General features: G+C 46.1%; 12 protein-coding genes. 7 read left to right on the plus strand and 5 right to left on the minus strand.

The features are described 5' to 3' along the window. Positions 1-20: 20 nt before the first annotated feature. Genes RIG68_RS17215 through RIG68_RS17225 form a run of 3 tightly spaced genes read right to left on the minus strand, consistent with a single transcriptional unit; the run spans position 21 to position 2,978 of the window. On the minus strand, positions 21-1,133 hold the full coding sequence (locus RIG68_RS17215; protein WP_350124926.1) for a D-TA family PLP-dependent enzyme: 1,113 nt from the start codon (positions 1,131-1,133) through the stop codon (positions 21-23). 11 nt (positions 1,134-1,144) lie between these two features. After that, a complete protein-coding gene (locus RIG68_RS17220; protein WP_350072064.1) occupies positions 1,145-1,606 on the minus strand; it encodes a RidA family protein in 462 nt (153 codons plus the stop codon). 58 nt (positions 1,607-1,664) lie between these two features. Then, a complete protein-coding gene (locus tag RIG68_RS17225; protein ID WP_350124929.1) occupies positions 1,665-2,978 on the minus strand; it encodes a gluconate:H+ symporter in 1,314 nt (437 codons plus the stop codon). Between the two features lie 222 nt (positions 2,979-3,200). On the opposite strand from RIG68_RS17225, the gene RIG68_RS17230 reads away from it, so the two are divergent. The 4 genes from RIG68_RS17230 to RIG68_RS17245 all read left to right on the plus strand — a co-directional run bounded on the left by RIG68_RS17230 (position 3,201) and on the right by RIG68_RS17245 (position 7,250). Then, positions 3,201-4,058, plus strand: a complete 858-nt coding sequence (locus RIG68_RS17230) for a phytanoyl-CoA dioxygenase family protein (protein WP_350124932.1) — start codon at positions 3,201-3,203, stop codon at positions 4,056-4,058. A 49-nt stretch (positions 4,059-4,107) separates the two neighbouring features. After that, positions 4,108-5,298, plus strand: coding sequence for a nucleoside permease (locus RIG68_RS17235; RefSeq protein ID WP_350124935.1), 1,191 nt, complete (start codon positions 4,108-4,110; stop codon positions 5,296-5,298). Positions 5,299-5,398: 100 nt separating this feature from the next. Continuing rightward, positions 5,399-6,592, plus strand: a complete 1,194-nt coding sequence (locus tag RIG68_RS17240) for a Gfo/Idh/MocA family protein (RefSeq protein ID WP_350124938.1) — start codon at positions 5,399-5,401, stop codon at positions 6,590-6,592. A gap of 70 nt (positions 6,593-6,662) precedes the next feature. Beyond that, complete coding sequence (locus RIG68_RS17245) at positions 6,663-7,250, plus strand: hypothetical protein (protein ID WP_350124941.1); 588 nt, start codon at positions 6,663-6,665, stop codon at positions 7,248-7,250. Positions 7,251-7,260: 10 nt separating this feature from the next. On the opposite strand, the gene RIG68_RS17250 is transcribed toward RIG68_RS17245, so the two are convergent. Continuing rightward, positions 7,261-8,178: a ThuA domain-containing protein gene (locus RIG68_RS17250; RefSeq protein WP_350124944.1), complete on the minus strand. Its 918-nt coding sequence runs from the start codon at positions 8,176-8,178 to the stop codon at positions 7,261-7,263. A gap of 428 nt (positions 8,179-8,606) precedes the next feature. Here RIG68_RS17250 and RIG68_RS17255 point away from each other — a divergent pair, with 428 nt between their 5' ends. Genes RIG68_RS17255 through RIG68_RS17265 form a run of 3 tightly spaced genes read left to right on the plus strand, consistent with a single transcriptional unit; the run spans position 8,607 to position 10,225 of the window. Continuing rightward, positions 8,607-9,128 (plus strand): hypothetical protein, encoded by a 522-nt coding sequence (locus RIG68_RS17255; protein WP_151997062.1) that lies wholly within the window; start codon positions 8,607-8,609, stop codon positions 9,126-9,128. Between the two features lie 52 nt (positions 9,129-9,180). Next, positions 9,181-9,765 (plus strand): TMEM175 family protein, encoded by a 585-nt coding sequence (locus RIG68_RS17260; RefSeq protein WP_350124947.1) that lies wholly within the window; start codon positions 9,181-9,183, stop codon positions 9,763-9,765. A 13-nt stretch (positions 9,766-9,778) separates the two neighbouring features. After that, positions 9,779-10,225, plus strand: coding sequence for a DinB family protein (locus tag RIG68_RS17265; RefSeq protein WP_350124950.1), 447 nt, complete (start codon positions 9,779-9,781; stop codon positions 10,223-10,225). On the opposite strand, the gene RIG68_RS17270 is transcribed toward RIG68_RS17265, so the two are convergent. Beyond that, positions 10,222-12,360, minus strand: coding sequence for a hypothetical protein (locus RIG68_RS17270; RefSeq protein WP_350124953.1), 2,139 nt, complete (start codon positions 12,358-12,360; stop codon positions 10,222-10,224). The two genes, RIG68_RS17265 and RIG68_RS17270, sit on opposite strands and share 4 nt — an antisense overlap. Positions 12,361-12,631: the final 271 nt, after the last annotated feature.

The following is a 12,631-nucleotide window of genomic DNA, read 5'->3' on the forward strand; positions in this document are numbered from 1 at the left end:
TGAGGAGGCTGACAAGTAACTCACACCTCAATCTTTCTATCTCTGGCTATCACCTTCCACTCGCCGTTCACTCTCCCTTTTTGCACTGTATTAACTCTTTCATAAAGTGCTACGGTTGGGCAAATATGAAAAGGCAGCCCGTACAATACATCGCCCACCTTGTAACCATGTCCTTCTCCCGCTTCCAGCACGAGATGTTCCTCGCTCTGGCTCACAGGTTTCAGGTCAGGCGCATTGAGAAAGTGAACCCGGTTGGTTAGAATGTTCTCGGAGGCAATGGACTTGTGCCCAAGGTCTGTACATATCCTGGTTTTTGTGGGCAGGGAAATCACCCGGGAAACGACGAGGGCAGCTGGCACAAAAGGCTGCTCTGAGCAAATATCGCTATAGCCCTTGTCCCAATAAACAAAAGTGCCGGGGCAGCATATTACATCCTTTCGCTGCGCATGAACAGGGAATGTTGGTGAGCCACCAGCCAGGATGACAGGCTCAGGAAAACCGAGCTGTTGAATATCTGTCTTAAGTTTCTCCACCGCCTCAAAAGCTGCGTTGCAAGCTTTGGTTCTTTCCGCAATATCAACTTGCCGATGCTGACCGTCATATACATGAAACCCCACTGGCACGATGCCCTTCATCGTGGCTACTTTTTCGTAAAGGGCGACAGCTTCCGGGCCTGGTATGATACCCGATCTGTCGTTACCATTGTTCACGTCCATATAGGCGTTGATGCGGAGTCCCTGATTGGCAAAGGCAATAGATATGTCCTGCGCTGACTGCGCATTATCATAAAGGCAGGAATAGGTGGTGGTTGGATACTTCCTGATCAACTGCATAAACCTGGCCAGCTTCGGTCCGGTTGGCTGGTAGGCCAGCACCACGTCCTGCGCCCTGATCATCCCCAGCATTTCTGCCTCAGCAATGGTGGCGCATTTGAACTTCTTGATGCCCTCATCCATCAGCATCTTACACACTTCCTTTGCCTTGTTGGTCTTCACATGGGGCCGCAGCCTGTCCACATCATCAATCATTCCCTTCACCCCTTTGATGTTCTCACGCACCCGTTCAGGGTACACCACCATGGCTGGCGAATCAAGCTCATCTATGTTGTCAATTGTATACCATTCACTACTCATAGCTCCTTCAGTTATTTCAATTCAAAAAGTGCCTCAATTTCCACCGGGATGTTCTCAGGCAGCATACCCATGCCTACTGCACTCCTCACTCCAATGCCATTTTCCTCCCCCCACACCTCGGCAAACAACTCGCTACACCCATTGATTACATAAGGATGTTTGTCAAATGCTGGCACTCCATTGATCATGCCCAGTACTTTAATCACTCGTTTTACTTTGTCTAAGCTACCAAGATTGGTTTTAATTGTCGAAAGGATCGTCAAACCAACCTGCTGGGCGGCCAGCTTCCCCTCCTCAATATCCAGCTCACCTCCTACCTTGCCAAAGATCAGGGTGCCGTCTGTTTTTACCGGGCCGTGACCAGATACATAGAGGTGTCGGCCATCAATCAAGTAGGGCTTATACACTCCCTTTGGAGCGGGCGGCGGTGGTAATTCAAGGCCTAGCTGGGCAAATCTTTCGTCAGCAGTCATTCGATATCCAATTTTCAATTGTTAGTTTCAAAATTCTCAGTTGTACACTGAATGATAATCATATAAACAAGTCGATCAGTAACACCACAGCCATACCCACCACCGAAACCACCGTTTCCATCAGCGACCAGGAAAGAATGGTGTCTTTGATGCTCACATTGAAGTATTCTTTGTACATCCAGAAGCCAGAGTCGTTGACGTGTGAAAACATCAGGCTGCCAGCGCCCACCGCCAGCACCATGAGGTTAGGGTCCACGCCGAGCTGTGGCATAATTGGAGCTAGAATACCGGCAGAGGTTAATCCAGCCACCGTAGCCGAGCCAATGCATACTCTGATAAAAGCGGCAATCATCCAACCCAATATCAGAGGGTGAATGTCCATGTTTTGTAACAAAGCTCCTATCTCAACACTCACTCCACTATCGCTAAATACTTGTTTTAAAGCGCCTGCTCCTCCAACAATCAACAGAATGGGTGCAACGTCTTTAATGGCCTCTGTGTAGTAGCCCATCACCTCGCTCATTTTCTTTTTGTAAGCAAGCCCAATGGAATAGGTGGCAACAGCCAGCGAAATAATCATGACAATAGTGGCGTCAGAAAAGAAAGAGACCACTTTGGCTGTTCCTCCCGAAAAGTCACCAAATCTATTCAGAAGTGCCGCACCGGCCAGCAAAACTACTGGTAGCAGTGCGGAGAAAAAACTGGTGAACCCACTTGGAAGCTGATCGTCAGGCAAGGGCTTTGCCTGAAAAGTGGCCAGCGGCTTGGCGTCGATCCCCTTCAGTGTCCTGGCAAAAATTGGCCCGGCGACAATGATGGTCGGCACTGCCACAATGAAGCCGTATAAAAGCGTCAGGCCCATGTCAGCATTCAGCTGACCAACCAATGCAGCGGGTGACGGGTGGGGCGGCAAAAATCCATGAGTCACAGATAACGCTGCAAGCATCGGAATTCCTATATAAACTGCAGGCAGCTTGTACTGGTAGGTCACTGAGAAAATAAGCGGCACCAGCAACACAAAGCCTACATTATAAAACAGTGGAATACCCACCACAAAGCCGGTAGCCATCAATGCCCACTGTATATTTTTCTCTCCAAAGGAGTTCATCAGTACCTGGCTGATTTTTTGCGCAGCACCACTTTCCGCCACCAGTTTACCCAACATGGCACCGAGACCAATCACTATAACAAGGTCACCCAGGAGGCCGCCGATACCCTTTTGCACAGAACCCGCCACATTTTCAAGGGGGATGCCAAGTGCCAAACCGGTACCAATGGAAACTACAAGAAAGGCCAGAAATGGGTTGACCTTGCCCCAGGTGATTAGCAGAACAAGCACGAGGATGCAAAGCAGGATGATGAATATCGACATGGTTAAAAGTAGGTGAGTTATAATTGAAATTGGAAGATAGCAGAATTACTCGCTGGTGCCAACAAAAATTATCCGGGGAATCCACCGAACCAGCGCTCGCTTACCATTGATGTATTTACACAGCCAGTAGAAAATACCTGTCACAGAATTTATCTGGCTGGCACTCCAATCCATCATTTTGTTTGTAAATTAGCTACTACTGAACACCCAAAACTTACACCCATGGCACGTGTCTTGTCAGACAAAGAAGTTCATTCCTATCAACAAGATGGCTTCGTTATCATCAAAAATTTATTCAGCAAGGCCGAAATAGATAAACTTTACAAGGTGGCCACCGGCGATCAGGTAATGAAAGAGAATGCTGTCGATTTGAATGACCAAACCGGCAAGAAAACCAGGCTAACCCTCTGGTTTAAGCCCGGCGACGATATCTACAGCTTGCTGGTGCGAAGTGAGCGAATGGTGAAGTCTGTTGAGAAACTTCTTGATAGCCCTTCCCCTGTTTGTCATTTCCATTCTAAACTCATGCAAAAAGAGCCTAAGGTTGGCGGTGCCTGGGAATGGCATCAGGATTATGGCTACTGGTACAAAAACCAGTTTCTATATCCGGAACAGCTCACCAGCGTAATGATAGCGCTTACCGAAGCCAATAAGGCCAATGGCTGTCTTCAGATCATCAGAGGATCACACAAAATGGGTCGTGTTAATCACGGCTTCACAGGCGAGCAGGTGGGAGCAGACATGGTCATGGTGGATCACGCTTTGGCAACACTGGAGCATATGTATGTGGAGTTGCAGCCAGGTGATGCGCTCTTCTTCCATCCCAATCTTTTGCACCGGTCGGAAGCCAACACATCTGACAGCCCCCGTTGGTCACTTATTTCTTGCTACAACTCCCTTTCTAACCCAGCTTACAACGACGATTCTCTGGGATGGCGTGAGCCGATATCAATGGTAAAAGATGATGCACTGATGAAGGCAGCAGCCGTCGGAGCTACTACCCAGTCCGATTTCTTGAAAAAGGAAAAAGACCCCGCATTAAAAGAAACAGGCTGGGAAAAAGAGGTTGTCACAAAGTAGAACTACACATCAAAACATTAACTATTAACAACTAACATCTCAGCTACAAATGAAGCTAACTACCGGAATTTCACTTTCCATCATGATGCTCCTCGAATATTTTGTATGGGGCGCCTGGTATGTAACCATGGGCACATATATGTCAGAACACCTGGGATCAACGGGCATCCACATTGGTGCCGCCTACAGTGCCCTGGCCATCGCCACCATGATCTCGCCGTTTTTCGTGGGCATGGTAGCCGACAGGTTTTTTGCCGCACAAAAAATCATGGGAGTGCTTCATTTACTGGGAGCGGCATTGCTTTTCCTCGCCACCCAGGTGGCTGACAACTCGTCGTTCTATTGGATCATTATGGCCTACTCGTTGCTCTATATGCCTACCATCGCCCTCTCTAACAGTATTGCCTTCGGGCAAATGACGGATCCAGGCAAGCAATTTCCCTGGATCAGAGTGTTTGGAACCCTCGGCTGGATTGTGGCTGGCTTAATGATTGGCTTTCTAGGGATTGAAAAAACGCCTTCCACCTTCGTAATGGCGGCTGTAGTTTCTGCTGTACTCGGCGTATTTAGTTTTATGCTACCCAACACGCCACCAAAGGGTGGTGAAGATGCCTCAGCTGCACTGGGTACAGAAGCTTTCGTCCTCTTCAAAGACAAACCCTACCTGATCTTCTTTATCGCTGCCATTTTGGTGTGTATCCCGCTGTCGTTTTACTACGGCTTTGCCAACCCCTTCCTGAACGATGTAGGGATGGAAAACGCCGCTTCCAAAATGACCCTGGGACAGGTGTCTGAAGCAGTATTTATTCTCGCCATACCTTTCTTATTCAACAGTATCGGTGTAAAGAAAATGCTGCTACTCGGCATGGCTGCCTGGATTCTCCGCTACGTGTGTTTTGCTTACGGAAATGTAGACGCTGGCATGTGGATGCTCTACGCAGGGATCATCCTTCATGGTATTTGTTACGACTTCTTCTTCGTCACAGGCTACATGTATACCGAAAAGAAAGCGGGCGCAAAAATCAAGAATGCAGCCCAGGGGCTTTTCACTTTCGCCACTTACGGCGTAGGCATGACGATAGGCACGTGGTTCTCAGGCTACGCAGTGGACATGTATACCACTGGCGGAGTGAAAGACTGGACAAGCATTTGGTGGGTGCCTGCCTTTATCGCCATTGGTGTGATGGTCTATTTTATCCTTTTCTTCAGAGAGAAGAAAGAGGTAAAAGTGGCAGCCTAGCAACTATCTTGTAACTCGAAGGTCTGCCTGAAAAATCCGGGGCTCGTCCCCTGACAGACCTTCATCGAATCTTGAAATGAACATTTAACCTACTTCGACGATGAGAAAATTAGCTATGCTTGGTGGCGGTTTTATTGGCCGCTTCTACACTGACTCCATTCAGGGCTACCGCAACAAGGACAAGGTGGTAAGCATATATGCACGCAGAGAGGAAACCGCCACTCAGTTTGCCAAGGACTACAACGTAAAACACTGGACGACAGATATGGAAGAGGCTATTGCCCACCCCGAAGTGGATGTGGTCTGCGTGGCACTCCCTAACAACCTCCACGAGCAAGCCGTGTTGCTTTGCTGCAAACATAAAAAAGCGGTCATCTGCACGAAGCCCCTGGCCCGAAATGCAGCTGAAGCCAAACGCATGCTGGAAGCAGTGGAGAAGGCAGGTATTTTCGCCGGCTACCTCGAAGACCTCGTGTACACACCCAAGCACATCAAAGCCCACGAAAGTGTAATGAATGGCGCACTGGGCCGTATCCTTTGGGCTAAGTCGAGAGAAACGCACCCGGGGCCGCACAGCAACTGGTTTTGGGACATGGAGCAGGCCGGTGGCGGCTGTATGCTCGACTTGGGCTGTCATTGCGTGGAAATTGCCCGCAGCTACATCGGCAAAGACATCAGGCCGGTGGAAGTGATGTGCTGGGCCGATACCCAGGTAAAGCCTATTGATGCAGAAGACCATGGCATAGCCCTGGTGAAGTACGAAAACGGTGCTATTGGTCAATTTGAAGTCAGCTGGACGTTCCGTGGCGGCATGGACCTGAGAGACGAAGTGATGGGCACCGAAGGCACCATCTGGATCAATAGCTTTTTGCGCACCGGCTTCGAAATGTTCACCACCGGCAAAGGGGCAGATTATGTAGCTGAAAAAGCAGAAAGCAATACCGGCTGGCTGTTTCCGGTTGGAGATGAAATGAATGAGTTGGGCTACAACCACATGTTCATGGACATGTTCGATGCCATAGAAGAGGGCAGGGAAGCCAAGGAAACGTTTTACGACGGCTATGTGGTCAACTGTATCCTAGACGCTTGCTATAAGTCTGCCAAAACGAAACAATGGGAACCAGTGCAACTCGATATTTGGCGTGGCAAGACTGGTGTGACTAAAGACGGCCACCTGGTAGAATATGACGCTGACCACTACCTGGTGAAAGAAGAAATGACTCACTATGGTGCCAAAAAATTGATCCTAAAAGAGAAAGCTACCGGGAAATTTATAGAAAGGGTGGATAAGTAAGGAGTCGGGTATTTGGGATTTTGAAGCTTTGAAAGCTGACAGATTAAACTGATATTAAACCTCCATGGGATTGTCCATTCACTATAGCGGAAGAATAAGTAACAGAGCATCTTTGCCTAATTTAATAGAAGAGATAAAAGACATCACCAATATCTATCAATGGAAGTTATCTGTTTTCAAAGAGGAGTTTCCTGTTCAAGACGATGAAGGACAGTTGGTCGATGGTGAGCTTTATGGGGTTGCCTTCTCCCCGCCAAACTGTGAACCAGTGTGGGTATCCTTTTTATCTAATGGGCGGATGAGTACCCCAGTTGCGCTAAAATTCTTTGGAGAACAGAGAGATGAAGATGAAAAGAAGTACCTCTACCATCTCTCCACAAAAACGCAATTTGCCGGAATTCATACCCACCAAGTGATCATTCACTTATTGAAATATCTGAAAGAGAAATATCTCGAAGACTTTGTTTTGTCAGATGAAGGACAATACTGGGAAACCAACGACAAAAGTGTGTTGGAGGCAAACTTTAGCCGTTACACTTTATTGATTGATATCGTTGAAGATGGTCTGAAAAATCTACCAATCAAGCCCGGAGAAAGCATGGAAGACTACTTTGAGAGAATGACAAAGGGCTTGAATAGAAAAGGTGGCAAAAAATAGTCCTGTCCAATTACCTAATCGGCGATTCATCACATTTTAAATCTCCCACAGCATATTGAATTCCATCCAGGAAGAATCTCAGTAGTTTTGGGTTTTCAAATGCCTGGGCATTGTGAGAGGGCGAAGAATAAAAAACGTGACCCTTGCCATACCGTTTGATCCACGAGATATACTTGATATTGTCGCCAATAGGCTCTTTTAGCCCTGATATTTTGTCCGCTTCCATATACAGCAAAGGATGGAAGTTATACTGTGAATAGGCATTATTGAAGATATAGGCCTCATCTACATGCTCAAACCCTTCACCCCCAAATGCCTGAACCATTGGGTGCTTTGGATCCACCAGTTTCACGGCAATGCTTTGTTGTTTCGGGTGGTAGTCAAAACTCCCACCTACCATCTGGCTGAAGTTGTCTGACTTATTTTCCATTGTTATGGCCCCGTGCAGCACCACCAATCCACCACCACGATCCACGTAGCTAAGGAGGTTGTCTTCCAGTTGCTTTGCTTTCATGCGTGCCACCTGCTCGGTAAGCGTGCTGTCTTTTTTCAACACGTCCCAGAATATATTTCGTTCATCACTTATTGAGCAGTTATTATTGAGTACAACAGCGTCGTAATTCTTTAGATTGTCCTTTTCAAAAACGCTTATGTCTTTTGAGGTTACCACTTTAAACGCACCACTCTTCTCAGCAATCAGCTTTACAACAGCTTCTGTATGTGGAATCGTCCAGTGCTCAAAGCCGGTGTGTAGAGAGAATATCAGGATATTCTTCTTTTTCTTCACTGAGATTGTGGTGGAAGCAGGGGCAATTTTATCAACTCCAGCAAGCCAGGTATCCGTCAATTCGAAAGGTTTCAAGTCCTGAGCGAACATCGAAGCAGCACACAAAAGCAGGCAAATTGTGGAAAGGGTTTTATTCATCATAGTTATTCTCTGGTTGGCTTTCAATCTAAAAAAGCTAATAAAGCACACACCCAATATAGGCACTTTCTGCCAAAGCATTTCGACCATTATATGAACAATGTCTCACTTAGTCAGTTGGCTACCTGCAACACCGCCATTATAGGCATTCTTATATTTCTGTCTTATTTTAGAGTTCCAGATTCATTTTTTACGTGAGAAAAGATCTACTACTCGTTTTAAACCTGATTTTTCGCCCTTCGCTCCAAAGGCAAGTTGGTGCGCCCTTCTGGTTTTCTTTTGGATATAACGATGGCGTTTGTCCCCATACTTCCATTTTTTCTACGTATAATGTAATCAAATCTCCAAAAGAGGTATTTTTAGTTCGCAAACCGGCTCATTCAGTATTCCTAGAGCAAAGAGAACAGATTAGTGGCCAACTGAAGAAATAGATGTTAAAATTGGATCAACACCTGGTGCAGATGCTCAACGACAACAAATACGTTGTTAGTTACGACACTGGCTCCATCACAATTAAGATGTCCTCTGGCAAACAGCTTGAATCCCAGGTATCGCTGACAATCGCCATTTTTGCTTTTTTATTTGGTGTAAACCCCACAATTCTTCTTTTAGTCCTGCTTTTACTGCTCGTCCCAATTTTGTACGACAGATGGAAGTTCCCTAAGATGATAACTTTTAATATCCATGAAGAGGCTGTCTATATCAAAAAAGGGATTATCCTCGGAAACGAAGTTGCCATCCACGACATCTATGACCTTTATGGTGAGAAAAATGAGCTTTCTTCCGATGTGAGTGCCTTCAAGGAAGGCAACACCGACTATATTTATAAACTGTTTTTGAGTACCAAGTCAGGCAAAGTTCACAAGTTACTGAGGCTGCAGTTTCGTGAAGAAAGAGATGGACAGATTAGTCAGCTAACAAGGTATTTGAAAAACCTGAAACCAGTAAAGTAAGCACCGCCGCTACGGGGGACTCACGTGTAGCAATTTTCACGTTCTTTGAAGCATGAACAAAAACAGACTTGAGGCATTTAGCGATGGCGTGCTGGCCATCATCATCACCATCATGGTATTGGAAATGAAAGTACCACATGGAACCAGTTTTGCTTCGCTCAAGCCATTGTTCCCTGTTTTCGTAAGCTATATTCTGAGCTTTATCTATCTGGGTATTTACTGGAACAATCACCACCACCTGCTACACGCAGCCAGAGTAGTAAGCGGTGGCGTCCTTTGGGCCAACCTTCATCTGCTGTTTTGGCTGTCACTTGTACCTTTTGTTACCGGCTGGATGGGCGAAAATCATTTTGCGCCTGTGCCCGTCGCCTTGTACGGTTTTGTGCTTCTAATGGCAGCAGTCTCCTACTTCATTTTGCAAATAAAAATTATCAAAGCCAACGGAAAAGACTCGGTATTAGCCAAGGCACTCGGCAGCGATGCCAAAGGCAAGGCCTCCCCCGTGCTCTATACAATTGCAATCGGATGTTCATTTATCAATGAGTGGATCGCCTGCGGCATTTATGGCCTGGTGGCTTTAATGTGGCTCATTCCCGACCGACGTATTGAAAAGAAGCTAAAAGACGGAGCCACATAAAGAAACAAATTGTATGACAATTGCAGACGACATAGAAGAAGCAATTGCGGCGGGATATGCCAGCTTTGCGTCCATCAGCGATAACGAATGGAATCAAAAACCTACAGCCAAAAAGTGGTCCAAAAAAGAAATACTTGGGCACTTGATCGATAGCGCTCAAAACAACCTTCGTCGGTTCATTGTCAGTCAACATGAGCCCGACAACAAGATAATTTACCACCAGGATGAATGGGTGTTGCACCAAAACTACCAGTCGGCCGATATCAACGAGCTTCAACAGCTTTGGCTGCTTATCAATAAGCAGCTTGTGCGGACAGTCAGAAATATTCCCGCCTCAGCGCTAAGGAACACCTGCAACACCGGCAAGGAAGCTGTTGAACTCCATAGTCTTGAATTTCTTATCGAAGACTACCACGCTCATATGCTCCACCACCTGAAGCAAATAACAGGCAGGCACTAAAACTGCACCCTGATTCCCGGCCCTACCAGGGAGAATAATGTGCCCTCCTTCATTAAGTAGCCAAACCCAACATACAAAGGGAAGGTCAATTTGTTGGTACTGGAAATCGGATAGAGGGATCCCATCACGACTAGCCCTACGTCTCTGTTGGCCTGTGCTGCCTCCGAGAAATTAAATGCATTAATGGCAATGAAGCCTGCTCCCAGCTTATATGGTTTCACTTTGGCAATCCTCCCTTCCTGATAAAAACTAAATTGAGCAATCATGGCAAAGCTAATGCCACCAAAATTCGCAAAATCCTCACTGCCAGCTTTTAAGATCAAAAGTCCCCCAGGGAAAGACACGTCAACATCGAATGTGTGATTTCTTTTCAGGTAAATAGTGATCCTTTTCTTGGACACCTGCTGCCCGGGATATTTTTCATTCACATGACTGATGTCAATTTCTATTTTTGACCACTCGTCCAGATCGTAAGTCTTTCTGGATAAGTAATTATTGAAGTTGATGTTCTCTGACTGACAGTCTGTTTGACTATAGTTCCCGAATCGGGGTGAGTTTTCGCCAGGGCACACCGCCACCTGATCGAACTTATAAATCTCAAGCAGGTTGCCTTGCTTGTTACTAACCTTTACATCAATCTTAAGATATTGTTTTCCGTTGAGGTCTCCGGGCCGGTCGATTTTAGAACGATCGAATGCCAACACCAGGTCGGTAATAGTGCCTTCATAATAAATCGGCTTGTTGATTTCGTCCAATTGCAGTTGCTCATTGCCGAAATCAAGTTTCATGAAGTCAAACTTGCGGGCCCTCTGATACTCAGTCACAGTCAGAAATTTTCCCGTATTTTCCCTGTGGTTAAAAATCTCAATCTTCCTCGACGATGTCGTCTCAGGTACTTTGATCCGGAAAACGGCCATGTTTTCATTTCTGATCAGCGAATCGAGCAATAAATTATCTGCTCCCTGAAAGAAGAAATTTCCCTTGTGCAGTCCCTGACCTTCAAGCTTAATAGAAACCGTCTCTCCGGGATAAACGGTGTTTCCCGCCTGCCAATCCTTACCTTCTCTTTGAACATAGATAGTTTGAATATCAGTCTTAGGTGTAATATCCACGTTGGTCACAAACTTAGCCTCGTCCCCGTCTTTGATGTACAAATAGCCCGCCGACTTTCGGTGATTGCCGTACACCCGCATCAGGCAGAGAATCTTATTGGTGGTAAGCCTGCTTTTGGTGTAGAGTTCAGCAATCAGCGGACCGCCCTGCGCCTCCTGATTTTCTACCCGGTAGGTTTTGCCCAGCTCAAGGTTTCGGTTATTGTCTATAAGAATCTCAATAGGCTCCGTATTGTCATCGGGCGGTGTGACCTCCTGCTTATCCATTTGCAGAAACACGAGCCGACCTGATTTCACCTGAAATGTATACTCAAGTGGCTGCAAATGGTAAGAAAATCCCTCCGACGTCAAAATCGGCTTCCGAACAAGCAGAGGGATAGATACTTGCTGATACCCGAGGTTTCTTGGCACAATGGACATAACAAGCTGGCTACCTTGTTTGTCGATTCGATAGTTAATAGGAAGCCCCGAAGTCCAGCGATTATCGTAAACGATATTGCCGGCATTATTGGTTGTTATGTCGAACGAAACTTCCTCCCCAATGAACACCTCATCGGCAGGAGGGTAAATTTCAACGTAGGTCTGGGTGTATGGGAACAATGGAAGCTCTGTTAGCTGATAGGATGAAGTATCAGTACTCACCTCAAAGGTAAACTTGAGGAAATTACTCTCAGTAAGCCCTCTAAACCTCACTTTGAAACGAGCATAGCCGGGATAAACCAACAAAGAGTCAATCAGCTCATAGTCTTTTGAAGGCGCCAGTCTCAGGTTGTTGCTGTCACCAATTTGACTAAATCTCAAATAAAATTCAGCCACCTCATTTTCCTCGTCGTAAGCAAACGGCAGCTGGCGTCTGTTTTGAATGATTTGAGAATTTTTCTTCCACGAATACACCATCGTATCGACGTGCATTTCTACATCCGAAAAATAATAAGACAGACTCCTGGGGTCGCTTTGAGTTTGAGCCAATGCTGAAGAAACACTTAGAAACAGAAAGAATACTGCGGTGGTTGCTATGCGCATGAGTAACACTTTTTACAAAGGTGCGTGAAAACTTAGATCAAAAGATAAGGCCAGGTGAACTTCCGGCCTCAAAATTAGAATTATATTTTGTCACAAGCCAAGGGAAATAAGGCGGAGGTGCCTTAGTCTATACAAACGGCAACCAAACAAGTTCCTTGCATTGACTTCTCAATTTTTTTAACACTATCCCAGGAAGAAAAAACATAAATGCAAAAAAAAAAGCTAACCTATAATAGCTAGCTCTTCATTACTGTTTTTCGATTATACCAAT

Origin of the sequence: Imperialibacter sp. (assembly GCF_040222385.1) — a bacterium.
Classification (GTDB): Bacteria; Bacteroidota; Bacteroidia; order Cytophagales; family Cyclobacteriaceae; genus Imperialibacter.

What these genes read in the sequence shown, in the direction of transcription:
- RIG68_RS17215 (WP_350124926.1), bottom strand. Translation starts at nt 1,133, where the DNA reads ATGAGTAGTGAATGGTATACAATTGACAACATAGATGAGCTTGATTCG.
- RIG68_RS17220 (WP_350072064.1), bottom strand. Translation starts at nt 1,606, where the DNA reads ATGACTGCTGACGAAAGATTTGCCCAGCTAGGCCTTGAATTACCACCG.
- RIG68_RS17225 (WP_350124929.1), bottom strand. Translation starts at nt 2,978, where the DNA reads ATGTCGATATTCATCATCCTGCTTTGCATCCTCGTGCTTGTTCTGCTA.
- RIG68_RS17230 (WP_350124932.1), top strand. Translation starts at nt 3,201, where the DNA reads ATGGCACGTGTCTTGTCAGACAAAGAAGTTCATTCCTATCAACAAGAT.
- RIG68_RS17235 (WP_350124935.1), top strand. Translation starts at nt 4,108, where the DNA reads ATGAAGCTAACTACCGGAATTTCACTTTCCATCATGATGCTCCTCGAA.
- RIG68_RS17240 (WP_350124938.1), top strand. Translation starts at nt 5,399, where the DNA reads ATGAGAAAATTAGCTATGCTTGGTGGCGGTTTTATTGGCCGCTTCTAC.
- RIG68_RS17250 (WP_350124944.1), bottom strand. Translation starts at nt 8,178, where the DNA reads ATGATGAATAAAACCCTTTCCACAATTTGCCTGCTTTTGTGTGCTGCT.
- RIG68_RS17255 (WP_151997062.1), top strand. Translation starts at nt 8,607, where the DNA reads ATGTTAAAATTGGATCAACACCTGGTGCAGATGCTCAACGACAACAAA.
- RIG68_RS17260 (WP_350124947.1), top strand. Translation starts at nt 9,181, where the DNA reads ATGAACAAAAACAGACTTGAGGCATTTAGCGATGGCGTGCTGGCCATC.
- RIG68_RS17265 (WP_350124950.1), top strand. Translation starts at nt 9,779, where the DNA reads ATGACAATTGCAGACGACATAGAAGAAGCAATTGCGGCGGGATATGCC.
- RIG68_RS17270 (WP_350124953.1), bottom strand. Translation starts at nt 12,360, where the DNA reads ATGCGCATAGCAACCACCGCAGTATTCTTTCTGTTTCTAAGTGTTTCT.